The organism is Microcystis sp. M015S2 (assembly GCF_020245945.1).
In the GTDB taxonomy this organism is placed as follows: domain Bacteria; phylum Cyanobacteriota; class Cyanobacteriia; order Cyanobacteriales; family Microcystaceae; genus Microcystis.
On the sequence record NZ_JADBTX010000089.1, the window covers coordinates 1 to 25,418 of the forward strand.

At 42.3% G+C, this 25,418-nt stretch carries 26 protein-coding genes and 1 tRNA gene; 17 read left to right on the plus strand and 10 right to left on the minus strand.

From position 1 onward, the window contains the following. The 3 genes from IM473_RS15795 to IM473_RS15805 all read right to left on the minus strand — a co-directional run. On the minus strand, nt 1-2,014 hold a 2,014-nt coding region (locus tag IM473_RS15795; RefSeq protein ID WP_287690526.1), incomplete at its 3' end, for an nSTAND1 domain-containing NTPase. 65 nt (nt 2,015-2,079) lie between these two features. Beyond that, nucleotides 2,080-2,442, minus strand: a complete 363-nt coding sequence (locus IM473_RS15800) for a coiled-coil domain-containing protein (RefSeq protein ID WP_002763821.1) — start codon at nt 2,440-2,442, stop codon at nt 2,080-2,082. Nucleotides 2,443-2,468: 26 nt separating this feature from the next. Then, complete coding sequence (locus IM473_RS15805; protein WP_287658530.1) at nt 2,469-2,891, minus strand: Het-E N-terminal domain-containing protein; 423 nt, start codon at nt 2,889-2,891, stop codon at nt 2,469-2,471. Between the two features lie 486 nt (nt 2,892-3,377). Here IM473_RS15805 and rplS point away from each other — a divergent pair, with 486 nt between their 5' ends. The 7 genes from rplS (at nt 3,378) to IM473_RS15840 (ending at nt 7,152) form a co-directional block, all read left to right on the plus strand. Beyond that, nucleotides 3,378-3,740 carry a 50S ribosomal protein L19 gene (gene rplS, locus IM473_RS15810; protein ID WP_002754314.1) on the plus strand — a complete coding sequence of 121 codons (363 nt, stop codon included), beginning with the start codon at nt 3,378-3,380 and terminating at the stop codon, nt 3,738-3,740. Nucleotides 3,741-3,841: 101 nt separating this feature from the next. Continuing rightward, nucleotides 3,842-3,914: transfer RNA gene (locus IM473_RS15815), tRNA-Trp, on the plus strand. Nucleotides 3,915-4,038: 124 nt separating this feature from the next. After that, complete coding sequence (gene secE / locus IM473_RS15820; protein ID WP_002737505.1) at nt 4,039-4,275, plus strand: preprotein translocase subunit SecE; 237 nt, start codon at nt 4,039-4,041, stop codon at nt 4,273-4,275. Further along, nucleotides 4,272-4,889, plus strand: coding sequence for a transcription termination/antitermination protein NusG (gene nusG, locus IM473_RS15825; protein ID WP_002735925.1), 618 nt, complete (start codon nt 4,272-4,274; stop codon nt 4,887-4,889). Before secE ends, nusG begins: the two co-directional genes overlap by 4 nt. Before the next feature lie 3 nt (nt 4,890-4,892). Then, the gene (gene rplK, locus IM473_RS15830) at nt 4,893-5,318 is read left to right on the plus strand and encodes a 50S ribosomal protein L11 (protein ID WP_002735897.1); all 426 of its coding nucleotides are present in this window, start codon (nt 4,893-4,895) and stop codon (nt 5,316-5,318) included. Nucleotides 5,319-5,373: 55 nt separating this feature from the next. Next, nucleotides 5,374-6,087 (plus strand): 50S ribosomal protein L1, encoded by a 714-nt coding sequence (gene rplA / locus IM473_RS15835; RefSeq protein ID WP_002796882.1) that lies wholly within the window; start codon nt 5,374-5,376, stop codon nt 6,085-6,087. A 141-nt stretch (nt 6,088-6,228) separates the two neighbouring features. Further along, nucleotides 6,229-7,152, plus strand: coding sequence for a bifunctional riboflavin kinase/FAD synthetase (locus tag IM473_RS15840; protein WP_287658531.1), 924 nt, complete (start codon nt 6,229-6,231; stop codon nt 7,150-7,152). Here IM473_RS15840 and IM473_RS15845 read toward each other — a convergent pair. Together IM473_RS15845 and IM473_RS15850 are read right to left on the minus strand one after the other, a co-directional pair. Beyond that, nucleotides 7,149-7,421, minus strand: coding sequence for a hypothetical protein (locus tag IM473_RS15845; protein ID WP_190380108.1), 273 nt, complete (start codon nt 7,419-7,421; stop codon nt 7,149-7,151). The two genes, IM473_RS15840 and IM473_RS15845, sit on opposite strands and share 4 nt — an antisense overlap. Nucleotides 7,422-7,427: 6 nt before the next feature. Beyond that, nucleotides 7,428-7,946 (minus strand): hypothetical protein, encoded by a 519-nt coding sequence (locus IM473_RS15850; protein ID WP_104395601.1) that lies wholly within the window; start codon nt 7,944-7,946, stop codon nt 7,428-7,430. A gap of 253 nt (nt 7,947-8,199) precedes the next feature. On the opposite strand from IM473_RS15850, the gene IM473_RS15855 reads away from it, so the two are divergent. Beyond that, nucleotides 8,200-9,123 (plus strand): AAA family ATPase, encoded by a 924-nt coding sequence (locus IM473_RS15855; protein WP_193957400.1) that lies wholly within the window; start codon nt 8,200-8,202, stop codon nt 9,121-9,123. Between the two features lie 394 nt (nt 9,124-9,517). Here the strand turns inward: IM473_RS15855 and IM473_RS15860 are convergent, their stop codons facing one another. The 4 genes from IM473_RS15860 to IM473_RS15875 form a co-directional block, all read right to left on the minus strand. Next, nucleotides 9,518-10,432, minus strand: coding sequence for a glycoside hydrolase family 75 protein (locus IM473_RS15860; protein WP_287658532.1), 915 nt, complete (start codon nt 10,430-10,432; stop codon nt 9,518-9,520). A 237-nt stretch (nt 10,433-10,669) separates the two neighbouring features. After that, on the minus strand, nt 10,670-11,116 hold the full coding sequence (locus IM473_RS15865) for a protease inhibitor I42 family protein (RefSeq protein ID WP_287658533.1): 447 nt from the start codon (nt 11,114-11,116) through the stop codon (nt 10,670-10,672). Nucleotides 11,117-11,380: 264 nt separating this feature from the next. Continuing rightward, nucleotides 11,381-12,772 carry an IctB family putative bicarbonate transporter gene (locus tag IM473_RS15870; protein WP_287658535.1) on the minus strand — a complete coding sequence of 464 codons (1,392 nt, stop codon included), beginning with the start codon at nt 12,770-12,772 and terminating at the stop codon, nt 11,381-11,383. 144 nt (nt 12,773-12,916) lie between these two features. Further along, nucleotides 12,917-14,560: an alpha-keto acid decarboxylase family protein gene (locus IM473_RS15875; RefSeq protein WP_287658537.1), complete on the minus strand. Its 1,644-nt coding sequence runs from the start codon at nt 14,558-14,560 to the stop codon at nt 12,917-12,919. Between the two features lie 254 nt (nt 14,561-14,814). On the opposite strand from IM473_RS15875, the gene dndD reads away from it, so the two are divergent. The 5 genes from dndD (at nt 14,815) to IM473_RS15900 (ending at nt 20,710) form a co-directional block, all read left to right on the plus strand. Next, nucleotides 14,815-16,800 (plus strand): DNA sulfur modification protein DndD, encoded by a 1,986-nt coding sequence (gene dndD / locus IM473_RS15880; RefSeq protein ID WP_287658538.1) that lies wholly within the window; start codon nt 14,815-14,817, stop codon nt 16,798-16,800. Nucleotides 16,801-16,991: 191 nt separating this feature from the next. Further along, nucleotides 16,992-17,390: a DNA sulfur modification protein DndE gene (dndE, locus tag IM473_RS15885; RefSeq protein WP_002735106.1), complete on the plus strand. Its 399-nt coding sequence runs from the start codon at nt 16,992-16,994 to the stop codon at nt 17,388-17,390. Between the two features lie 106 nt (nt 17,391-17,496). Continuing rightward, on the plus strand, nt 17,497-19,008 hold the full coding sequence (locus tag IM473_RS15890; RefSeq protein ID WP_287658540.1) for a cupin domain-containing protein: 1,512 nt from the start codon (nt 17,497-17,499) through the stop codon (nt 19,006-19,008). A gap of 26 nt (nt 19,009-19,034) precedes the next feature. Continuing rightward, a complete protein-coding gene (locus IM473_RS15895; RefSeq protein ID WP_287658541.1) occupies nt 19,035-19,796 on the plus strand; it encodes a class I SAM-dependent methyltransferase in 762 nt (253 codons plus the stop codon). Continuing rightward, nucleotides 19,793-20,710 carry a TauD/TfdA family dioxygenase gene (locus tag IM473_RS15900; protein WP_287658542.1) on the plus strand — a complete coding sequence of 306 codons (918 nt, stop codon included), beginning with the start codon at nt 19,793-19,795 and terminating at the stop codon, nt 20,708-20,710. The genes IM473_RS15895 and IM473_RS15900 overlap by 4 nt, the downstream gene beginning before the upstream one ends. Before the next feature lie 94 nt (nt 20,711-20,804). Here the strand turns inward: IM473_RS15900 and IM473_RS15905 are convergent, their stop codons facing one another. Further along, entirely contained in the window at nt 20,805-22,319 is a 1,515-nt protein-coding gene (locus IM473_RS15905) for a SagB/ThcOx family dehydrogenase (protein WP_287658543.1), read from the minus strand. Nucleotides 22,320-22,444: 125 nt separating this feature from the next. On the opposite strand from IM473_RS15905, the gene IM473_RS15910 reads away from it, so the two are divergent. The 4 genes from IM473_RS15910 to IM473_RS15925 all read left to right on the plus strand — a co-directional run bounded on the left by IM473_RS15910 (nt 22,445) and on the right by IM473_RS15925 (nt 25,368). Beyond that, nucleotides 22,445-23,728: a flotillin family protein gene (locus tag IM473_RS15910; protein WP_287658545.1), complete on the plus strand. Its 1,284-nt coding sequence runs from the start codon at nt 22,445-22,447 to the stop codon at nt 23,726-23,728. Nucleotides 23,729-23,941: 213 nt separating this feature from the next. Beyond that, complete coding sequence (locus IM473_RS15915) at nt 23,942-24,319, plus strand: phosphomannose isomerase type II C-terminal cupin domain (protein WP_287658547.1); 378 nt, start codon at nt 23,942-23,944, stop codon at nt 24,317-24,319. Nucleotides 24,320-24,367: 48 nt separating this feature from the next. Then, complete coding sequence (gene cobU, locus IM473_RS15920; protein WP_002755665.1) at nt 24,368-24,919, plus strand: bifunctional adenosylcobinamide kinase/adenosylcobinamide-phosphate guanylyltransferase; 552 nt, start codon at nt 24,368-24,370, stop codon at nt 24,917-24,919. A gap of 5 nt (nt 24,920-24,924) precedes the next feature. Continuing rightward, nucleotides 24,925-25,368 carry a class I SAM-dependent methyltransferase gene (locus IM473_RS15925; protein ID WP_287658549.1) on the plus strand — a complete coding sequence of 148 codons (444 nt, stop codon included), beginning with the start codon at nt 24,925-24,927 and terminating at the stop codon, nt 25,366-25,368. The last annotated feature ends 50 nt before the right edge of the window (nt 25,369-25,418 follow it).

The following is a 25,418-nucleotide window of genomic DNA, read 5'->3' on the forward strand; positions in this document are numbered from 1 at the left end:
GGGTGCGGATTTCTTGGCCTGTTTCTACATTCCAGAGTTTGATAGTCTTGTCCCAACTACCGCTCACCAATGTCTTGCCGTCGGGACTAAAATTAACGCTATTGACAAGCTCATCATGCCCCTTGAGGGTGCGGATTTCTTGGCCTGTTTCTACATTCCAGAGTTTGATAGTCTTGTCCCAACTACCGCTCACCAATGTCTTGCCGTCGGGACTAAAATTAACGCTTCTGACCCAGTTATCATGCCCCTCTAAGCGATTGCGTTCACTTTTGCGGTTGAGAAGTTCCTGTAAGGCATTAGTCACCTCCTTGTTGTACGTCTGCTGCTTTTGTAGAATTTTTCCCGCTTTAATCGCTTCGACGAAAGCTTCCAACTCCTTATGTTCATTAAACAGAGACACAGAAGAAAAGCCGCGAGAGTGTGCTAGATTGAGTTCTGCTTGTTGCGTTTTTTGCCAAGCCATCCAACCTAAACTACTACTAATTATAACCGCTACCAACGAAACCGCCGTAATCCTTCGCGCTGTTCTAATTTTTTCATTTTTTTGACGTTCAGCTTGAGTAACACTCGCCTTAATAAACTCTATCGCCACAGCCTCTAAATTAGGCAGAGAATTATTCTTTTGAAACTCAACAATTTTAGCTAACTTAGAACCTCCCCAAAGCTCACTACTCGCTTTTACTGCATCTTGCTTCTGTAAATCATCCCACTGTTTAGCATCAGCATATAAACGACTTCTCAGAACAATTATCTCCTCTTTTTCTCGAATTAAATCCTGTAACACTTGCCAAGAACGTAATAACGCCTCATGTGCCACCTCAACCGTTGCTTTCCCGTCTTCTCCCTTACTCACCAAAAGACGATTATCTATTAATTGATAGAGAACCTCTCTTTGCATTTCCTCCTGTTCAAAACTCGATTTATCCGCCCTTCTGCTAACCGCTTCTTTCCCTTCTAAACTAATTAACTCTAGAAAAATTTCCTCTGCTGCTTTCCGTTGCTGTTCATTAAATTGACTATAAATTTTATCCGCTTGTTTTTCTAGCGCACCCGTTACCCCACCAATCTCTTGATAAATCTTAATATTTAAAACCCGATTTTGAATATGATTTTTTTCCCACAATAAATCTAACGTATATTGTAACAGAGGTAAAGAGCCAGCCTGTTCATAAAAATCGGCAATAATTTGATTAATTAATCCCTTTTCAAAGATTACCCCATTTCTCGCCGCCGGTTCAGCAATAGCTAATCTTAACTGACTTTCATCCATATCTGTTAACATCTTGCTATACTGATCATGGATTTTTCCTAAACTGGGATAAGGACTTAATTTATCTAAAAAATCCGCCCTCATCGTCATCACAATTTTAACTAAACTATCATTATTTTCAATTAATTTAATCAAACTTTTAATGAAAATATCTCTTTCCGTCTTCGGTGTACGAGTAAATAATTCCTCAAATTGGTCAATAAAAATAAACCATAAATCAGAATTATTTTTTAATCCTTCAACCACCTTAATTAAAGTCTCTTCTTTAACAGCTTGTGCTAATTTCGCTTGGTATTGTTTATATCTATTTGCCAAAAGACAACCATAAAAAGACTCAAAGGGATTAACATCAGGAACAAAAGTTAAATTAACCAATTTATTTGCGCCCAAATTATCCTTTAACTTAGGAATTAAACCCGCTTGCACGAGAGAAGATTTACCGCTTCCTGACGCACCTAAAAGCAATAAAACATTCTTTTGCTTTAAATAATCAGTTAACTCAATAATCCAATTATCTCGCCCAAAAAACCTATCCTTGTCATCTACCTCAAACTTCCTTAAACCCAAATAAGGTGAACCCGTAATTAAAGTTTGAGCCTGAATCTCAACTCCTGACTTTTGGGTGATAATATATTGATTGATTACACCGCCACTAATATCACCTGCAATTCCCTTAAATTCACCATCACCGATAAGACCTTTAACATCACCCCCTATTTCTAAATAATAACTTTTATCAGTCATTTTTGCTACCCCAAAATTATTCTTTTAAAGTTAACTTTAAATTGCAGTTTTAGAATTAGCACTCTTTAAGGACTTCCTACTAAACCAAACAATTTAGCCAAACCGCCTAAAATCGTTACAATTAAAGCAACTAAAATCCCTCGACTGACAAACTCTTGATTCTCTAAGCGCTTTTCCAATCCATCAATTTTTCCCTCTAGACGCTTCTCGACACCATCGATTTTTTCCTCCAGACGCTTCTCGACACCATCAATTTTTTCCTCCAGACGCTTCTCGACACCATCGATTTTTTCCTCCAGACGCTTAATTTCACCTTTAACTTCACTAAGTTCAATCTTAATATCAGTAACATCTTTTTGAAGATTGTCTAACTTTTGATTGATTTGAATTAGAAAATCTTTAAGTTCTACCTCAACAGTAATTGACATAAATTTCCCTCCTAAATAATCCTCAACTAATTAATCTTCTGACTAATATTTCCACCACTAATATCTCCTGCAATTCCCTTAAAAGTGCCATCTCCCACCATTCCTTTAATATCACCACCAACATTAATATTATACTTACCTGCGGCAAATTCTTCAGGTTTTAATTGCTTAAGTAATGCTTCTGCTGTCTTAATAACCTCTGCATCTCTATCAATTTTTGCTTCAAGTAACTCTTCTTTGAGCAGTGTTTTTACCCCCTCTGAATCTGGTTTTTTCTCATGTTTATCGACGATATCACTATCATCTGTTTTCCCTTTTTCTGCAAATTTCTTCTTAATCAACGCTTTTAAACTCTCATAAGCATCCTTAACGGCTGTTCCTGCCGTATCCTTAGCAGCAGCAACCGCACCAGCAGCCAACGCAGCGAGAATTAGAGAAATCGGTTCCATTGCCTGAGACTCCAAATTAGATATTGCTGACTCAATCTTAGATCAAAGCAAAGTATCTGACGCGATTATGGCGCAGGTATTGGGCGCAAATGGCTTGCTCGTCGGGGTTGTTGGCTACTACTATAAGCTGGACGTGGGGGACTTGCTTGGGAATAATATCCCAGCTTTGAAAATCGCTCTGTAGAAGAATCAGACCAGCCAGATAGCATATTATCAAAGCGTAAGTCCCTTAGCTGCGGGGACTCTCGAAGGACTTCCCCCTACTTAGGGTGATCAGCACACTTGATCGATCGGAGGGCGCAGGTTCCTGGCACTTCTACAGTAACGGATTTTGTCCACAATGTAGGGGCGAACTGCGTTCGCCCAAAAGATACATTATCAAAGCGCAAGTCCCTAATCCCGTTTAGAGCATATTTCATTTAGACGAGAAAGGCTGTACTTAAAAAAATATGGTATGATAGTAAATTGTCAGTTTTACGAAAGCCGATGAAAACGGAAGAGATTATCAAATCAATCGAAGCCGAGTATCTCAAGAGCGATCTGCCCATTATCCATGTCGGTGACACGATCCGGGTAGGGGTGCGAATCGTTGAAGGAGATAAAGAGCGGATTCAGCCCTACGAGGGTATTGTCATCGCCAAACGCCATGGCGGTATCAACGAAACGATTACAGTACGCAAAGTCTTCCAGGGTGTGGGAGTAGAAAGAGTTTTCCTGCTCCACTCGCCCCGGGTTGCCAATATCAAGATCATCCGTCGTGGTAAAGTACGCCGGGCGAAACTCTACTATCTGCGCGATCGGGTTGGCAAAGCCACCAGGGTCCAAGAACGTTTCGATCGCCCTCTCTAAAAAATTTCCGGCGACAGCCTAACCAAGAAAGTTGCTTAATCGCCAACAACTACGCTATAATAAATAAAGGCCTTAAAAAAGCCAAATAGTTTAGCGAATGGGCGCTCTTAGTTCAGTTGGTAGAACGCAGGTCTCCAAAACCTGATGTCGGGGGTTCAAGTCCTCCAGGGCGCGTTTGGTAATCACCAAGCCGATAATTGCAAAGGACATAATCTAAATGTCTGGGGGTTAGTGTGGGTTGTCCGGTGAAAATGATAAGTTAAGGATAGCTTGAGTATCATTTTAAGGAGTAGCGATCGTGGCCAAAAAAGAAACCCTAGAAAAAGACGCGAGCGACAAGAAAGAGGGAAGCTCCTTTCAGGTCAAGGAATTCGTCAATGAAACCAAAGAAGAACTCGCCAAAGTCGTCTGGCCTTCCCGTCAGCAACTTTTGAGCGAATCGGCGGCGGTGATGTTAATGGTGACTTTGGTAGCCACTCTCATCTATCTGATTGATAAATTCTTTGCCTGGGGTGCGGGGAAGGTGTTCCCATGAATCTAGAAGAAGAGCAGTTTCCCGAAGAACTCAATCTTAGCGGCCTACCGAAAAAACCCCGTTGGTATGCCGTGCAGGTGGCTTCCGGTTGTGAGAAACGGGTCAAAGCTAATTTGGAACAGCGCATCCACACCCTCGATGTGGCCGATCGCATTCTGCAAGTTCAGATTCCCCAAGCGGCCACCGTCAAAGTCCGCAAGGATGGCTCACGGCAGCACGGCGAGGAAAAAGTCTTCCCCGGTTATGTCCTGATCAGAATGATCATGGATGATGACGCTTGGCAGGTGGTGAAAAACACCCCCCACGTGATCAACTTTGTCGGGGCCGAACAAAAACGCCACTACGGACGCGGCCGCGGTCACGTCACCCCGCTACCCTTGAGTATGTCAGAAGTTGATCGCATCTTCAAACAAGCTCAGATTCAAGAACCCGTCGTCAAAATCAATATGGAAGTTGGCGATCAAATCTTGGTCCTATCTGGTCCATTTAAGGACTTTGAAGGGGAAGTGATCGAAGTTAGTCCCGAGCGCGGCAAACTCAAGGCCCTGCTCTCCATTTTTGGTCGGGATACCCCGGTCGAATTGGAATTTAATCAAGTCGAAAAACAAAACTAAATCATGGCTAAAAAAGTCGTCGCAATTATTAAACTAGCTTTACCTGCTGGTAAGGCTAACCCTGCTCCTCCGGTCGGTCCTGCTTTGGGTCAACACGGGGTGAATATTATGGCGTTCTGTAAAGATTACAACGCTAAAACCGCCGATCAGGCCGGGATGATCATCCCTGTGGAAATTTCCGTTTTTGAGGATCGGAGTTTTACCTTTGTTCTCAAAACTCCCCCCGCTTCCGTTCTCATCCGCAAAGCAGCCGGCGTGGAAAGAGGTTCCAACGAACCTAACAAGAAATTTGTCGCCACCATTACCCGCGACCAATTACGCGAAATCGCCCAAACTAAAATGCCCGATCTTAACGCTAACGACATCGAAGCGGCCATGAATATTGTGGCGGGAACGGCCAGAAATATGGGTGTCAAGATCTCAGACTAAATCTTATTTCGGGGAGAAGTTAAGCTTCGTTATTACCCAAGGAGCAACAAATCAGATGGTAAAAAAAGTTTCACGACGTTTGCGAGATGCCCAGGCTAAGGTAGAAAATAAAGCCTACGAGCCATTAGAGGCACTGACATTATTAAAGGAATTAGCGACGGCGAAATTCGACGAAACCGCCGAAGCTCATATTCGTTTAGGTATCGATCCTAAATATACCGACCAACAACTGCGGACAACGGTAAGTTTACCCAAAGGAACCGGACGCACGGTGCGAGTAGCGGTCATTACTCGCGGGGAAAAGGTACAGGAAGCGAACAACGCCGGGGCCGATATCGTTGGTTCGGAAGAATTAATCGAAGAAATCGCCAAGGGGATGATGGATTTCGAGGTGTTAATCGCCACCCCCGATATGATGCCGAAAGTGGCTAAATTAGGTCGTCAACTCGGTCCACGGGGTTTAATGCCCTCACCGAAAGGGGGAACCGTAACCACGGATTTAACGGGGGCAATCGCTGAGTTTAAAGCGGGTAAATTAGAATTCCGGGCCGATCGCACTGGGATCGTTCACGTTCAATTTGGTAAAGCTTCTTTTAGTGCTGAGGATCTGTTAGTTAATTTGAAAGCTTTACAGGAAACGGTGGACAGAAACCGTCCTTCCGGGGCAAAAGGTCGTTACTGGCGCACAGTTTACGTTTCTTCCTCCATGGGGCCATCGATTCAAGTGGATATTAGCGCTCTGCGGGATCTGAAATTAGCAGAAGGTTAATGACAGTTATTTTTTCTGAAAAAGCCTCCAAGTAATTGGGGGCGTTTTTTTGGCTTGATCCCCCGATTGATATAGAATCAAAAGGCTACACTCAAGATTAATCGCTTGAACTATTCTCTTGTATCTGTTCTTAGAGCCAGCGTGTGGATTGTAGATTCCCCTAATACCCGTATTTTAGCCCCTTGTGCGATCGCTCTTGGTAACTTTGATGGTTTGCACCTAGGTCATCAAACCGTCCTACAGCCAATTTTTCAGGATGAACCCGCTTATCCCACCGTTGTTAGTTTTACTCCCCACCCGCGGGAATTTTTTACGCGAGAAAAATGGCAATTATTAACTCCTCTAGGGGAAAAGGTGGAGGTTTTAGAGAATTTAGGCGTTAAACAATTAGTTTTACTGCCTTTTTCTGCTCAATTAGCTTCCCTGACTCCCTTGGCTTTTATCAAACAGATTTTAGTAGAAAAATTACAGGCTAAATCGATCAGTGTTGGTCAAGATTTTCGCTTCGGTTATCGTCGTCAAGGTACAGCCGAAGATTTATTACAGATCGCCTCTCAATTTAATATTAAAGTCGAGATTGTTGCTTTAAAAAACTGTGGGACGGGTCGAATTAGTAGTTCCCTAATTCGTCAAGCTTTGGCAGCAGGAAACGTTCAGCAAGCTGGGCAAATGTTAGGTCGTCCCTACAGTTTAACCGGTCGCGTGGTCATCGGGCAACAGCTGGGCAGAACATTAGGTTTTCATACCGCTAATCTAGAGGTTCCCCCCGATAAATTATTGCCGCGATTCGGGGTTTATTGCGGTTGGGTGCCTCTTGATGGTTCTCGCTTACCGGCAGTTATGAATATCGGTTATCGTCCCACGATTGAGGGAAAAACTATCAGTGTGGAAATCCATTTATTGGATTGGTCGGGCCATGTATATGATCGCATTTTAACGATGGATTTAGTGCAATTCCTGCGACCAGAACAGAAATTTAATTCTCTCGATCGATTAAAAAATCAGATCGAGATAGACTGCGATCGCTCTCGGTTAATTCTAAGTTCTGTAACCGACAACTCCTAATATTTTTGGTATTCTCTTTCCACTTTACCCACGGCTTTCAATAAAGGAGAATCGAGGGAATCGATCCAATCAGCTACTTCTCGCGCCAATCCTAGGGTAACAATGCCTTGAGACGGTGGTAATTGACCAGCTAACGCCTGACTTTTGATGGTTTTCAGGACAGAAATTAAACCCTCAATCCGAGTTGATATTTCTGTTTTCCGCATCTGTTCGGCCACGGTAATAGCTTGGTCAATTGATTGAACTAATTCCCTCATGTTCGTTTCCATAATATTCTAGCGACAGGAAAAAGATGTAACCGTTATTGCTCGCCCCTCTCCCCATTGTATATTGGCATCTCGCGAGTCTTTAATAAAAGTTTGCTGACCACCACCGGGATAACAATCAGCCGGATTCTGGGGGGCGACAATTCCTTGATAAACCGTTGTTCCCGCCGGTAAAGTCACCGATACCACTTTGGTCGCTTGATTGGGGGGATTCCACTTTTGATCGAGGGCTAAATTTCTGATCACCTCCACATTGGTGGTATATTGATCCGTTGTTAGAAAACGACCTTTTTTGTAATTTTCGTCACTATAATAACGGAAGAAAGTCTGGGGTTTTTCTAGGGTAATTGCCTGACATTCACTATTGCGAAAAGTGATGGCAAGATCTGGAGGAAGGGGACAGGAAGGCGCCTGATCTTGAGCCAATATTTTCCGAGAATTGAAAGTCAAATTTTCGGGTAAACTATTGGTTAATGTACTGGCAGCGATTCCTAAAACAAGACTAAAAACGAGCGAACTAGCTTTCATCTTCACTGATTAAGAGAAATTCTTCTCGATTTTACCGTACTGAACCGACTGAAAATCTTGATTTCGCCCACTGGCAACAATTCTTAACTAATTTTCTCTATGCTCGCCACCCTAACCCCGATTAGCTCCCTAGCAGAAAAATTACCGCCATTGTCTGTCAACTTTCCTCGCTAGTGTGGGCAAATTGGGAAAAGAATCGTTAAGATCAAAAAAATTAACATTAATCTTCTTGACAAAATACCCCATTTGTACTATGAGAGACGCTATTGATATTTTGATGGAAAATTTGAGCCAGAGCATCGTCGGCCAAACCGAATCGATTCGCATTGTGCTGGTGGCTTTGCTCAGTGGTGGTCACGCTCTCCTCGAAGATGTCCCCGGAGTCGGCAAAACCCTGTTAGCTAAATCCTTAGCGCGTTCAATTAACGGTCGTTTCCAACGGGTACAATGCACCCCTGACCTCCTCCCTAGTGATATCACGGGAACCACGATTTGGAACCCCAACAGTCGCGAATTTGAATTTATCCCCGGCCCCGCTTTTGCTAACGTCCTGTTGGCCGATGAAATCAACCGGGCCACCCCGCGCACCCAATCGGCACTTCTAGAAGTCATGGAAGAAAAACAAGTTACCGTCGATGGAGAAGCGCGGCCGGTCCCCCAACCCTTCTTTGTTATCGCCACCCAAAACCCAATCGAATATCAAGGCACTTTTCCGCTTCCAGAAGCACAAATGGACCGTTTTGCCGTTTGCCTGAGTTTGGGTTATCCCAGCGCCACAGAAGAATTAAAAATGTTACAAAGACAGCATTCTCAAGAGACGGTTAAATCCCTAGAAGCTTGTATTTCCCTAGAACAGGTGGGAGAATTGCAAAGATTAGTCAGTCTGGTCCGGGTAGCTCCTGCTTTACAGCAATATATTGTCGATTTAGTCCGCGCTACCCGTGACCACGAAGATATTAGTTTAGGAGTCAGTCCCCGGGGTTGTGTGGTTCTGCAAAAAGCAGTTCAAGCTTACGCTTTCCTCGAAGGTCGCGATTATGCTATCCCCGATGATGTTAAGTTAATTACTCCCTACGTCTTCTGCCATCGTCTGATTCCTAGTCACGGTCGTCAAGCTAAAGCTATCGTAGAAAGACTTCTGCAATCGGTGGCGATCGAGGATCGCATCTATGCTTAAATTTCAGTTATCGATGAACGGTAAGTTACAGGGGATTTCTAAATTCTGCCAAATTGGTAGAGCCGATCTATATAATTGCTAGTATTGCTTTAGCTCACTAAAGACTTGAGTAAAAGTATTTAGTGAGTCCACGGAAAATCTGCTCTCAGGAGAAAACAATGTTTTGTTCACAGTGTGGAACCAAAAGTGGACATCTCTAAAAATTATCACCCGATCAGAGCTTGCTTTTATGCTCTGTACTAATCAAGCAGTTCGATAACGGAAATGTATGTCTATCGTTGCTAATTCGATTTCAATGATCATTCCTTTCCTCCTTCCAAGAAAAGCGATCACCCGATCTTGTATAGACTAGATTAATTTTCTGTGAAATTACCTCTCTGAATTCGAACATCAATCAATTTTGATACCACGGAAGTATGTAATTTTTAGAAGCTCTAACAAACCCTTTTTGGTTGTTATATTCAACCATCAGCCATAAACCACTATTGCCAAAACCAACATGGAAAACTTTAGGTCTTTGAGAACTAGAGTCAACCAGACTTTTGATCACTGTATCTATAGGGATAGTGGTGATAGGCGGTGAGCCTGTACCAACTGAAGGACGTAAATTCAAATCAGTCAAGGTTTTAAAGTTTGGCGCATTCATAATCTCCCAAACCTCAACATCATTTTCACCGGCCTTTTCTTGCATTTCTTCCTGCGTCATGGAGTAGGTTACGTCACCAAAGTATTCTCGAAAGACTTCTAGACCCACAGATTGAATTTCATCAAAAGAGGATGGGATAGGTCGTGTAGCAGTTGATTTTGGAAAAACCAGGTACTCAACTCCAAATTCGATTCCACTAATAATCTCAGTTTTACCAGCATTCCAAGGGTTTTCTCCCAATGCTTCAACCAGTTTGATCGAGCCTTCGCCAATTTTATCGGTAGGTCCTTGATCAGCATAAATTGCCAAGATTTCATGTCCTTGCCAACGAACAAGAGCTAAGTCTCCTAGTTTACAAGTTACACCGGAGACTGAAGCAAAATTTCCGGGTAAAACATAATAGGGAATGGTTTCTGCATTGACATACTCAGCATCTCCTCGCCAACCATTGCTCTTGCGGAGAGATGTGGGAAGTTGACCATATTTGGGATCAATCTGGTTTGCGCGAGGTGAACCATCAGCATCCGTATCCATATCAGCTTTGATGTAAACAGCACCGTTACTGAGTATCTTGATGCGTGATTGAGTTGGTTTATAGGAATGGGAAATGCTCCTTCCTGCTTGTATAGCAGAAACAATTTTATCTGACCATAACTGAGACATATTGACTTTCTCCAAAGGATAAAAGATAATTTTAGTTTGACATTAAAAACCGACTGGATTTACTCGCATTTAAAATATCTACCTTCTTTATCTTCAGACTTTTGTTTACACCAATCGTTCAATCTCTCGTAAAAGTTTTTGTGCTTCTGGATAGCATCGATTTATTACGAATGTTTCACTCATTTTTCTTTCCCTCCTAAGTCGTTACTCACTAGCCCCTGGCTGTCCGAGAAGCCTTTACTCTCGGACTTGGAGCGTGACAGTAAATCGTTCGACAACTGACGATTCTCCTTGCCACTCTCGCCAGAGCTTAAGCCTTAGTTGGTCTATCCCAGCCCGTTGCGCTTTAAAGGTCAGGATTCTCCGACCGCCCCCGCCGACTTTCGACTCCCCGGCAGGTACATACTCAGAGGACTGCAGCTCCACTAAATCGCCCCCGCCGCCATCAAGCGCCCACTGAAAGCCGGTAGTGGGATTCTCGTCGAGGGACAGTAGCAGCAGGTCGTTGACCTGCATGATGATGGATTTGCCGTTGTCAGTGCGAGTAAGGGTTAGCATTGTATCTTGACCGTTCCCTCCTTTCGGGTTCCACTCTGTCGCCCCAAAGCCCTGGGAAAAGACCGGGGAAAGCACGAGGATTAGAGTTATGACAATCGCAACGGCCCACTTAAGAGAACGATCCATTATTTTCCTCCCTCGTCTCTATAACGGCCACAGGGATTTACTCTCGTTATTGCAGTTAGGAAATCGCGCCAAGCGCAGAACAAACTGGGAAACGATCCAATTTAATTGTCTCTTGCTTTGCCCACCGAGAAATGGTAGGATGGAAGATTTGTGATTTTTCTTAATAATCCCCCTCGCCTACGCCTACACGAGCTTCAAATACCCTTCAGAGCAGTCCTATCCGTAATTTGAAATAACTCCTCAATGCTCCCCCATTTCGCCCCCCTAGAGGAGAGAATTGCCAGGATCAAAACCTCTAGCGGGGGAATAACAACGACTAGCAATTAAACCCAAAACTAACCACCAGAGGGTACTAACCTGGGGACGATACCAAACCGTATCAAAAAAACCGTGGGCAAGAATTCCAGCCATAGCGGCAATTGCCCCGATTAACCAAAAGCCTTGACTATCCATTTTATCGCGTAAAAGTTTAATTTGATGGATGCCTTGGCCGATAGTTGTGACTAATAACCAGAGGAAACAGGTAAAACCAATAATTCCCGTTTCTACCATGATTTCTAATAGCACAGAATAGGCACTTAAAGCCGTGTATTTTGGCTTCATGAATAGGGGGTAAATTTTCTTAAAAGCATCATTACCCGGTCCGATGCCCAAAAGTGGATAGGTTTGAATCATGCGAATAACTGCATCCCAAACATTAATCCGAAAGTTATTACTACTATCTTCCCGTCCGGCGAAAATACTCATCACCCGAATTCGCAGGGGATCGACCAATAAAATCGCCCCTAAAATCACCACCGCTAAACCACCTAAAATTAATGGTAAAAGCCATGTTTGCCAAAATAACGGTAGATAATTTTTGAACCAATAAAATAATAGCAATAAGAAGACGATTCCTAAGACCATCAAACCAATCCAACCGCCACGACTCTCGGTAAAAAATAAACAAGCGGCATTGGCTAAAGTTAATAAAGCCGCTAAAATTTTCGGTAGCCATCCCTGCCACACAAATAATGCCGCACCGCTAAAGGCAATACCAGGGAATAAATAACTAGCTAATAAATTAGGATTACCGAGATAACTATAAACCCTAGTATCCCCCGCTAATTCTGAAGTGGGATCGTTCCAAGTTGCTAACTGTTCCGCACCAAAAATTTGCTGACGAATGCCGTAAACGCTGACTGCTAAAGCGGTTAAAACTAAAGTAGTCAGAATCCAATTTGTTAGGCGTGGTGATCGCATGATTCGGGCGGTAAAGGCAAAAAAGATGAGATTGAGAGTTAATTTAATTAATCCTTCCAAAGCTGCGGTTTTAACGGGAGAAAAAGCCGTAGAAACCGTGGCAATTCCCCAATATAAAAGTACTAAAATGTGAATCGGTGTCACCCCGATTTTGCCTTCATCCACAAGGGTTAAGAGTAGCCAATAACCCGCTATTGCTAACAATAAAAAACCGATTTGACTGGTGGAGAAAAACGGCGCAGTGGCGATAAGGAGAGAGATTAACAGCGCACCCATCAGTTCTGTCCACTGCACAAACCAGCTACCCTGTCGCCATTGACTAAAAAGGCCGACTAAACGATGCAGATAGCTATATTTTGACCAAGAAGCAGGCGAAAAGTTCAATAGGGTGATTTGTTTCCATAAAGCATTCATAGGGTTTTTAGTTGTGGTTGTCACCATCACACTTTGATTAAGATACCGATTGTATCTTAATTGTTGACTCTTGGGAGCCAAAAGAGTTTCAGTCTGGTGTCTTAGGACAGCTTCACACAGTCAAAACCTAATAGCATAACCAGTCTAAGCGTGGGGTGAACGTAAAGCTTGACCTAAACGAGTTAAGCCTTGGGAACAGTCAAAACGATCGAGATGTACTTCAATAAATGATAGGCGATCGATGTTACCTTGGGCAATCGATAAAGCCTTTTCTAATTCCCCTTCTGTCCTGACTTGACAACTCCAACTTTCCCCGTTAAATACTGCTGGTAATTGGTGATATTTCCACGGTTGTAGATCATTATAAATATTATCCTGAATTACCCGCTCGATCGTGTAACCGTCGTTATTAATTAAAAAGATAATTGGATTGAGATGGTGACGGATAATTGTCGAAAGTTCTTGGGCGGTCATTTGAAAAGCACCATCACCCACAAAGACGATAGGACGAGTATTGGGTGCGGCAAAAGCTACTCCCAAACAGGCGGGAATTGAATAACCAATAGAGAGATAAAATGCTTGACCGATAAAGTCGGTTTTTTGGGGCATTAATAAATCAATTGTGGCAATAATTGAGTCCCCCGTATCGGAAATAACAAAAGATTCTTGAGCGATAAAATGATTCATTCGCTCATAAAAACGAGCATTAGTTAATTTTTGCTCTGGCACGGGGATGAATTCTAAATTCTTCAATTCGGCCGCGGGTTTAATCTCTAGTGTAGCCGCTTCTTTGTGACTTAGCTTATCAATTAAACCATCGATAAAATCCCCTAGGAATACCGGTTGATAGAAGTGATGTTTAATTTTTACTTTCTCGGAATTGGCATTAATCAAATTATTGGGATTTAAATTAGCCGTAAATCCGCCTAAATTCATGTCGGACATTATTGCCCCTAAACAGAGGACACAATCGGCATTTTCCACCCGTTGATTAACGTATTCGCGACTTAATGCCCCCACATAAGTGCCGATAAATTGCGGCTGCATTTCCGAAATTGACGACTTACCTAAAATAGTGGTGGCTAAGGGATAACCCGTTACCTCTAAAAGTTTCAGCAACTTATCCTGGAGTTTAAACCGATGGAATTCTACCCCTGCTAAAATAATTGGTTTTTCCGCTTTTTCTAATAAAAAAACCGCTTCTTCAATGGCTTCTTGTAAAGCGGCGGCATCCGTGAGATTATCGGTTAAATAAATTGGCTTTTCTGAGGGGATACAGGGACGATAGACCAGATCCCGGGGAATTTCGATATACACGGGACGTTTGTGATGCAAACAAGCGGCTAAAGTTTGATCGATTTGACTGGCTGCTTGGGCAGAATTAGTGAGAATAACCGAGGCAACCGTGACTTTTTCCATGATGGACAATTGCAGATTATAATCGCCCGTGGTGTGGTGTAATAATAAATTATCCCGGCGAATCGAGCGATCGGAAGCTCCACTAATTACCACCAGGGGAACTCTTTCAGCGTAAGCACCGACCACAGCATTAACCAGGCTAAATCCCCCAACACCGTAGGTGACACAGACAGCACCCATCCCTTTGACTCGCGCGTAGGCATCGGCGGCATAACCCGCGTTAAGCTCATTACAGGTACAAACTAATTCGATCGGACTTTCCACCAAAACATCCATCAAATCGAGGACATAATCCCCCGGCACCCCGAAAACATGATTAATCCCTAAATTATGGAGACGCTGGCATAAATATTCGCCGATCGTGATCATAGCAATTTTCTCCCCTGTGTTGGCACTTTCACGCCGATCATAACGATTTTTTCAAAAAATAGGCTAATGCCCAGTAATAAACTGGAAAGTAAAGATCAGGAAACCTTGATTATATCTAGGCGATGGTGATCAATGCTATAGTATAAAATCTGGGGTTTTTTCTTGGGTGTAAAAAAATATCTGCGGCACTTTTTCAGGTATAATTTTTACAGGAGATTCCCTAAAACTTTCGACTTAACTAAGGCTGACTGTTAATGATTTTTACTGAATTAGTTTTGCAAAATTTCGGTCCCTACGCCGGTCGTCAAGTGATTAATTTACGTCCCGAAAAAGATAACAATCCCTGTCCGATTATCCTTTTAGGAGGCATGAATGGCGGCGGCAAAACTACTTTAATGGATGCGATTCGTTTGGCTTTGTACGGTGCGCGGGCGAAGTGTTCTACTCGCAATAATTTAAGTTATGCCGAGTTTCTCAGTCAAGCAGTTAATAATCAAGCTTCCCTCATCGATCAAGCTAGAATAGAACTGGCTTTTGAACATCTAGTTAATGAACAATGGCGACAATATCGTATCGTTAGATACTGGACAAAACAGCCCAAAGATGGTAGGGATACCCTCGGTATTTTAGATGAAGATTGGCCCGATCCCGCCTTAGCTAATACTTGGGATGAATATATTGAAACTTTATTACCTTTGGGTATTTCTAACCTGTTTTTATTTGATGGGGAACAGGTAAAAGAATTGGCAGAACAGGATGTACCTCCTGACAGCGTTAAGGATTCGATGCAGACTTTATTAGGGTTAGAATTAGCGGAAAGATTAGCAGTTGATCTTGATATTTTAGCTGGTCGCAAGCGCCGGTTATTAGCAGCAGAAAATGAACTGGCAACTATTGAAGCTATTGAGAAAAAATTAGCTCAGTACCAAGAAGATTTAGAATTGGCTAGACAAGAGATGGAAACTCAACAAAAAAATTTAGATTTGGTTAGAAATGATTTTGATGCAGTCTCGGATAAATTTCGCATTGATGGCGGAAAAATTGCCGCCGAAAGAAGTCAATTAGAGAGCAGAAAAAAGGATTTAGATAAAAAGTTAGATAAACAGAGAGAATATTTAGGTCAATTGGCGGGGGAATTTTTACCATTAAAGTTAATTTTTCCTCTCCTAGAAGCGGCTAAAATTCAGGGAGAAAAAGAGCTAAAATTTCAATCGTCTCAAGTCGCTCAATCGGTTTTAGAATCCAGAGATAAAAAGTTACTTGCTTATTTAAAACAACTGAATTTAACTTTAGAACAATTAGATAATATTAGAGAATTTTTACAGCAAGAAAATCAGTTTTTAGCTGAGGATTGCGATTCTTTGATTACTCCTTACTTAGATTTAGACGAGGAGGCGATCGAATTATTAAATCGAGTCTTAACCCATCAACTACCGGCACAAATTAACCTCGCTCATCAAGCGATGGAACAATTAAGAAATCTGGAAGTTGACTTAGATAATTTAGAGCGAGAATTAGCAGTAGCAGCCTCTCCCGAAGAATACGAAACCCTGAGTAATAACTTAAAAACCGCTCAGAAAAAGTATCTAAATGCTCAAGCGGAATACGAGCAAAGCCACAAAAATTATGAGGAAATCAAAAAGAAAATTGAGAAAACTAAAAAAGAATTATTTGCCTATAGTGAGAAAGCTTTAGAATCGCAAAGTAACGAACATATCGTCAATGCAATTGTCAAAGCACAGCAAACTTTAAAAGTGTTTAAAGAGCGCTTAACTTTAAAAAAGTTAAATAGATTAGAGGGAGAAGTGGCGGAATGTTTTCGTTATTTATTGCATAAGTCCGATCTGGTGCAGAAAATAGCGATCGATGCTGATACTTTTGGTCTATCTCTCTTTGGTCCCGATGGACAAAATGTGCCTAAACACCGTCTTTCTGCTGGAGAAAAACAACTATTAGCGATCGCTTTTTTGTGGGGATTAGCGCGAGTCTCCGGGCGAGATTTACCCATCGCTATCGATACACCCCTCGGACGTTTAGATTCTTCCCATCGCCATAATTTAGTTGAACGTTATTTTCCCGCCGCTTCCTCTCAAGTCATCCTCCTTTCTACCGATACAGAAATTGGACAAAATGAGCTACTCTTATTAGAAGAACAGGAAGTAATCGCCCGAAAATACCTGCTAGAATACAATTCCCAACAACGTCAAACCACTATTCACCCTGACCGCTACTTTTGGTAAGATTATGACTGAGATAAATTCCCACGAAATCCTCCCCCAATTAACTTGAGACATTGAATCAGTTATCAGTTATCAGTTCACTGTTTACCGATCACTGAAAAAAAGCTCTCCACTTCCCACTCTCCTATTAAACAGTATTGAGTATGACTAACTATTTTATCATCGGTAAGATCGAGGGAAAATTATAGATTATGGAATCACCGATCGAACGTTTTCGACTATCTCAAACCGCCAAAGATAGCCTAATAAAATTAAAACGCTACACCAAAATTGACCAATGGAATATCCTCTGTCGTTGGGCTTTTTGTCGTTCCCTTGCTGAACCGAGTCTCCCCTCTCCCGTTCCCATTCCTGCCGATAGCAATGTAGAATTATCCTGGAAAGTATTCGGTGGAGAAATGGCCGATATTTTCTTAATTGCCCTCAAACAACGTTGTCATCAAGACGGATTAGGAACCGATAAAGAAACTCTAACTCAACAATTTCGCTTACATTTACATCGCGGGATCGGTTATCTTGCCGGGGATGCCAAGCTAAAAAAAATCGATAATTTAATCGAATTAGAGAGAGAAAATCTCAGAGAATCTTAATCAAGAATGATCTGTTTTCAGGGGGAGCGCATCTCAAACGCTATTGACAATTGGCCAATTTTGTGATGGTATTTAAAAGAGGGCGGCTATCGGGGGATGAGAAAAAATGGAAAATTTAATCGAGGAAGCACTAAGCCATCGAGCGATTAATCATCCGTATTTACTGGCTTTAGAAAAAGGAGAATTTCAACATATTGATGAAGTTCTGACAGACTTTGCCAGTCAATACGGAGCTTATAGTGACTGGTTTTCCCGTTATTTAACAGCAGTAATATCAAAGCTAGAAAATCCCACTCATCGAAATCACCTGCTGAAGAACTTAGCTGAAGAAAACGGACATCTACACCATGAAGATCTCGAAGCAATCCGTAAATTAGGTATTAAGGACGAGTGGGTACAGGAAATTCCGCACCCACAGTTATTCAAGCGTTTTCAAGAAGCGATGGGAGTAGATAGCACGCAAACGCCTTGTGTTGAAGTGGAAATCTGGCGTGAATCATTCTTATCGCTGCTCCAGAATGGAAGTTCACTCCAAGCTATTGGAGCGATAGGTTTAGGGACTGAATCTGTTGTTAAATTTATCTACAAACACATTATTGAAGCGATCAAAAAACATACATCATTATCCTTGCAGCAATATGTATTTTTTCCTTTACATACAGAAGTGGAGGATGAACACAGCTTAACTTTAGTTGAGATTGCTAAAGAATTAGCCAGTGAAAGCGAACAGGCTGTTCTGGAATTACGGAAAGGAATGTTAAAAGCCTTAAATCTACGTGCTGCTTACTGGGACAATATGTATGAACGTGCGTTGGCACTAGATAAATCTTTGACATCATCAGACCAACTCAAGATTGTTACGCTTTTCACTAAAATGATTAAAGGCAAAAAGCTGTCTAATCAGGAACAGGAACTTTTATTGCATCAAATCAATGACGTGCGTATTGGATTGACGGAAGACTTATCTACTGTTCCAGTGGAAAAACTACTACCCGGATTGAGTTCACTTTTGCTATACGGGATGCAAACGGAAAAGCACAAAGAAGAAGTTCTGAACCTGTTAAATTGGCTTGCAGATCCATCTAATGAATGCCAATGCTCTCAAACAATATTAAGGCTTGCATCACAACTTTACCATGATTTTCAAACAGTGCGACTGGGAGCATTGACCGAAAAAATCAATGAACAAAAAAGCTTGACTCATGTGCAAGAAGGTAAAGAGCTTATTTCAACAATCAGCGCCAGCAACTTAGAAGCCTTATACAACAATAAGGTTGATAAACTCAATATTGATTTTAACGTATTTCGCCTACCATTTGATCTAGAAGTTTTAGATCCACGCCTAGTTATAGTCAAGCCAGGAAAGGCGAATGAAATGCACAGACACGCACATGAAACCGTATTTGTATTTCTTCAGGGTCAAGGAAAAGTTATTGTTGATCAATACGAAAACGAAGTCGAACCGGGTACTTTTGCTGTTATTCCCCGTTGGTGTGTGCATCAATCTGTGAACTTAGGAGAAGAAGATCTGGTTTTTCTGGCGATAGCTGATTTTGGATTAACTGGTAAAAGTTTTATGGGTAATTACTTACACAGTGCTAGACTAAAACAAAATTAGTGCAAATTTTATCACGTTAGATAGGTATGAAAGCAACACAAGAAACCAAAAAACTTTACGACGAAAGCGCAGCAGACTGGAAACGAGTAGAACCGATTTTGCTTTCTGATTACTCCGCGCGTCCGTTTGTCATTGATTTATGTGAACCGATTGTCAACAAGAATATATTAGATCTAGGCTGTGGGGAAGGTTATGTAGGAAGAGAGTTAATTAACCGAGGCGCTCAATATGTTCATGGGATTGATATTTCATCGCAAATGATCGAGCAGGCCTTGATTCAAAAAAACGAGTATCAGATTACTAATGCTTCTTATGAAACTGGTGATATTCGTGATTTTGCGGTCACTGAGTCCGAACAATACGATTTAGTTCTGGCTATGTTTTTGTTCAACTACTTAAATGTTTCAGAAACTATTAGCACGATGCAAAAAGCCTACCAACTTTTGAAATTCGGTGGCTATTTCCTGTTCGCCGTACCCCATCCCTCTTTACCTTTTCTGAAAAAAGATGAGTTTCCGTTTTATTTTAAACCGAAAGCCGGTTATTTTTCTGGGCGCAATCAATTATTCCCCGGGGAGATTTGGCGCAGAGATAGAAAAGCCGTCGCCGTGCAATGTGTTCATAAAACTATGGAAGATTACTTCACATCTCTTCGTTTAGCCGCCTTCACAAAAATGCCAGAAGTTTATGAACTAAAAATTAATCAGGAACATTTAGAACTAGACCCAGAATTTTTTACTCCGCTTATTGACCTTCCCCTTCACGTTGCTTTCAAAATTCAAAAATGATTATACCAATTTCTGATCCTAATATTTCATTACTGACTTGGAAAAAATTGCCTGATCCTTCTCAACTATTTTTTAATTTACCAGAATCATTAGTCTCAGATTTACTAAAAAGAAGCAATCACAAATGGCTTGAAAAACCCAACGAAATAGGACAGGAAACAGTCAATAAAAATCTTGATTTTTTACTACCATTTCGTGAGAAATTGCTCCAGGAACCAGGAATAATTATTTTCCGATTAGAACCGGAATTAACAGAAACGGAAATGCGATTAATTTATGCTTTTATTTCTCGTGTTTTTGGACTGCTAAACCACCGCTATGGCTATTTTTTTGATGTAATCGATCGAGGAATGGATTACACTAAAGAAGCTATACCCGTTTCGATGACGAATGCAGAAACTGGCTATCATACCGATAGTACAGCCAAAAACTACTTCCCTGATATTGTTGGCTTACTCTGTCTTGCTGCCGCGGATGAGGGAGGAGATTCCCTGGTAGTAAACGCCGCCAATTTGTATCAATATTTCTGGCAACACCATACAGACCTAGTTCCCTATCTTTACGAACCTTTGGCGCGGGATGTGATTACACCTGGAGAGATTAATTCTCAAGAAGCTATTCAAAATAATAATTTCCCCTTATTCTCAGCCGATTCTCAGGGTCTGGTTTTTCGTTATATGCGGTACTGGATTGAAGTCGCTTACTCCAAACTGGAAATAGCGCAACCGGAAGCTATCACAAAAACACTCGACATCATCGACGACTTTTTTTCGGAACTGGAAAATACAGTCCGCTTCAAAATGAAAAAAGGTGATATATTTTACATTAATAATCGCTTTTTATGCCACAATAGAACCGCTTTTAAAAATTCAGGAAAACCCCGACAGATGGTCCGTAGTTGGATTAACCTTTAAACAAAATACGTCCAAGGGAGAAAGTGAACCGGTCAAAGTACAGAGTACAATGACCTCAACTTCCTTGTCACCCCTTCAGTGGTTCAAACTCACCTTAAAAAACTTTCGGTCGGCCTAAAGTAGTGATATAGATAACTGCTTCATCGGAGGGAATTCCTAACACTTCATTCACTTGATCATCAAAAAAACCACCGATACCACTAACCCCTAACCCCAGATGAATAGCCGCTAAATTTAATCTCTGTCCCAAATGGCCCGCATCTGCATGAAGATAACGATAAACTCGATCGCCATATTTAGCCACTGCTTTTGACAGATCCGCCGTATGAAAAACCACAGCAGCCGCATCCCGTCCCAAATCCTGACCTAAACAGAGATAATGTAACTCTTGCTGGAAATTTTTAAAGCGAATTTGCCGCAATTCTTGGGCTTTAGGAGCATAATAATAACAGCCTTCCTCTAATCCAGTTACTGCCGAAACAGCGATAAAAGTTTCCAATAAATCCAGAGCAAAATAATCGGGATTGGGATCGAGATTTTGACTGGCATAATCTTGGGGTTGATAGGTAAAATGCAGCAGCGCTCGCAATTCGTCTAAACTGAGACTAGCACCACTATAAGCGCGGGTAGATCTGCGTTTAAGCATCGTACTTTCCAGATCGATTAAATCTTCCCCCCAATTGACGGGACGGGATGTCACGGAAACTTTTAGACAAAAAGGAAAATTATATTTATCTTCCCAATTAGAGGGGGTAACAGTTGCTTCTATCTTCTCATCTGTAGCTATGATAGTGGCTCGGTGTAGGGAGTTTAATAATTCTCCCTCGGGAATTTTGGGATAAAGAGTCGTGGTTGCCGAAGGGAGTGCCGTGGTACTATGGGGGAGATTTTGCCGGATATTGAGCAGATCTGCCAAAGGAATCACCGTCATGACACTTTCTTTCTCGGAATCAAGATAAAGTAATTCATTCATCTGACTATCGTTAAAACCACCGATTAAATGAGCGCGATAGTCATTAATCGAGGCTGATAGCTCAATATTGCCCAATAAATGCCCTGTATCGAGGAAAATACGCCGATAAGCTCGATCCTCGTAGCGCCAAGCAGACCGATAAAAAATGGCACTGGTAACTAAAGCGATATCGGTATTTTCTAAAACAGGATTCCAGAAACAAGCAGATTGTAGGTTGGTCCAGACATCACTTTCCCAGAATAAAAGCAGCGAGTGACTTTGACCTTGATAACTGTAGAGACCGGCGGGTAAAAATTCCGTGCCACGGGAGATCAGATAGACCTCGGCGGGGTATAATCCACCAGCAGAGGGTGCAGAACGTAGGTACAAGGGACTACCCATAGTGGCGATTTTGGCAGTTAACCCATAGCTACAGCCCAAAATTCGCGATATACGTCGCCAAAAGTCTCCTTTTTGGGGAACCGTTTGACGGGAGAGGTAGGGTTTGAGATCGAAAGTCTGACCGATTTTGTATTCTTTGAAGGGATGGGGTTGTTGACTCCAATCAAGACCTTTACTTTTTGAGGCGATCGTCTGGGGGTCGTATTTGGTCCGCTCGTGGTAGTATTGGGCGATCGAGATTGGCTGATCTGGCATGATAAAGATAGGCTATCTAAGCTTTACTTTTTAGTTTAATATCGATGACCCCCAAAAAATCAACCAGCCAGAGAGTCGATCGGCTAAAAGTAAAGATAATTACAAATTTCACCCACATAAAATCTATGGAAATTATCGCTGTTTTACTGGGAGTTTTCGGTTTAGGGACAGGTGCGGGTTTATTGGTCATCCGTAACTATTACCACATCTGTCAACCGAGTGAAGTTTTAATTTTTGCCGGTAGTCGTCGTCCCACGGCCACGGGCAAAACCATCGGTTATCGTTTGGTAAAAGGGGGCAGCAGTATTCGTTTACCGATGCTAGAACAAGTGTATCGAATGGATCTGACCAACATGATCATCGATCTCAGGGTGGTTAATGCCTATTCTAAGGGCGGTGTGCCTTTGATCGTCACCGGGGTGGCGAATATTAAAATTGCCGGGGAGGAACCGATTATTCATAATGCGATCGAGCGTTTATTGGGCAAGAAACGCAAGGAAATTGAACAATTGGCTAAAGAAACCCTAGAGGGGAATTTGCGCGGTGTCTTGGCGAATTTAACCCCAGAACAAGCGAACTCCGATCAGATCGCTTTCGCTAAAAGTCTCTTGGAAGAAGCGGAACAGGATCTGGAAAAATTGGGTTTAGTTTTGGATAGTTTGCAGATCCAGAATATCTCCGATGAGGTGCGTTATCTCGATTCGATCGGACGGAAGCAAAAAGCCGAATTACAGAGAGATGCCCGGATAGCAGAAGCAAAAGCCCGAAAAACATCGATTATCAAGGCTTCCGAAAACCAACGCCTAACCGCTTTGCGTCGTATCCAAAAAGATTTAGAAATAGCCAAAGCTGACGCAGAAAAACGGGTGCGCGACACTCAAACTAAGCGCGGCGCCATGATTGCTGAGGTAGAATCGGTGGTTATGTCCGATTTAGCTAAAGTACAGGCCGAAGTGGCGGTACAAACTGCCCGAATTAAGCAGGTGAAACAGCAATTACAAGCAGATGTGATCGCCCCAGCGGCAGCGGAATGTCAACAAGCGATCGCCAAAGCCCGGGGGGAAGCGGCCAAAATTATCGAACAGGGGAAAGCGCAAGCGGAAGGAACCAAAAAATTAGCGGCTTCTTGGCAAGGAGCGGGAAATAACGCTAAAAACATCTTTTTATACCAAAAATTGGAGTTATTGCTTAAATTAATGGTCGCTAGTGTCCCAGAAGTGCAGGTGCAAACGGTGACGGTAGTGGACGGGGGTGATAGTAATCTTGTCCCGAAAATGACTGCCTTTGCCGAACAATTGCGTCAAGCTACCGGAGTGGATCTGGTACAAATGGCTAATCGCCTAGCACAAACCGAGCCATCTGTCAAGGGTAAAGACACAAATTTTGATTTTAAACAATTGCCCTCTTGAATCAGTGATCAGTGATCAGTTATCAGTTTTGAGTTTTAAGTTTTGAGTTTTAAGTGAGCAGTGTGTATTAAGTGATCATCATCAAATGGCAGTTTACTGCTGTCTTTTCACTGTTCACTGATAACTGATTACTGTTCACTGTTCACTGATTACTGCTCACTGATTACTGATTATTGTCCACTAGAATGTTGATCAAGTTTGGAGACCACCGCCATGGATGACTTAATTAATGCTCCCTCCCCTTCTCCCCACGACCTAGAAATGACGCGAACTCCCCCCTGGGGAACGGTGACGGTATTGGAGGAAGGTCCGCGGTATCGCATCAATCGCATTGTCATTAAACCCGGCCATCACATGAGTACCCAAATGCACTACCATCGCAGTGAACACTGGATTGTCGTCTCCGGTACAGCGCGGGTAATTTGTGATGAAAAAGAAACTCTCCTCAAACAAAAAGAATCTACCTATGTTCCCATGAATACCCGTCATCGGGTGGAAAACCCCGGTTCTATTCCTTTGGTGATGATCGAGGTGCAAAATGGCGAATATTTAGGAGATGATGATATTCACCGTTTTGATGATCGAGAATAGGACAGTTTTCTCCTGTATATACTTTAGTTATTTGCCAAAATCTCGATCGTGGATGAAAAAATTATCCTAGTTACAGGGGCCGCCCGTTCTGGGAAAAGTGAATGGGCCGAATATTTAGCCAAAATCAGCCAAAAACCCGTTATTTATATCGCTACCTCCTCGGTGGATGAAAAAGATCAAGAATGGTGCGATCGCATTGAAAGACACCGGCAGCGACGTTCCCCCCAATGGCAAACCCGAGAAATTCCCCGACAATTAAGCGAAACTATTGATAATAGCCCATTTACTCACTGTTTGTTAATTGATTCCCTCGGTACTTGGGTAGCCAATTGTTTAGAAATGTCGGCAGCTGAATGGTTAGAAATCAGCGATCGATTCTTGTATTCCCTCAAAAATGCGGCGGTTGATGTTATTCTGGTGGCGGAAGAAACCGGTTGGGGTGTGGTTCCCGCTTATCCCCTCGGTCGTCTGTTTCGTGATCGTTTAGGCGATCTCTGTCGTAGAATTGGCACAATAGCAGACGCGGTTTATCTAGTTACCGGCGGCCATGCTCTTAATTTAAGTCAATTGGGTCAGTCTTTGTCGATAATTGGGCAATAGAGAAGATGAGCAACGATTATCAGCGTCAAGTGATTGATTTTTATGCCCGTCGTCACGATTACGATAACGATTTTACCGAAGCTCGCGCCCTTAAATTAGTAAATTATCTCTATTTACAAAAAAGCCAATCTGTGCTAGACGTGGCAACGGGAACGGGATTTATTGCGGTCGCAATCGCCCCAAAAGTAAAAAGTGTCATCGGGGTTGATTTCACGCCAGAAATGATTGCCAGAGCCGAAAAAAAGCTAGAAGCATTAAATATCGAGAATATTGACCTAATTAACGCTGATATAGCTGCCATTGACTTTGCCGAGTCTAGTTTCGATCTGATTACCTGTTCTCTGGCGATTGCACTTTTCCCCGATATCCCGCAAGTGCTGGCAAAATGGTATCAATGGTTAAAAAAAGGCGGTTCGACCGCCTATCGGCTGCCGAAATTGCGACTCTAGTGAACAATTATCGCCGAGAAATCCAGAAAAATGCCACCGATCAGGGGGTA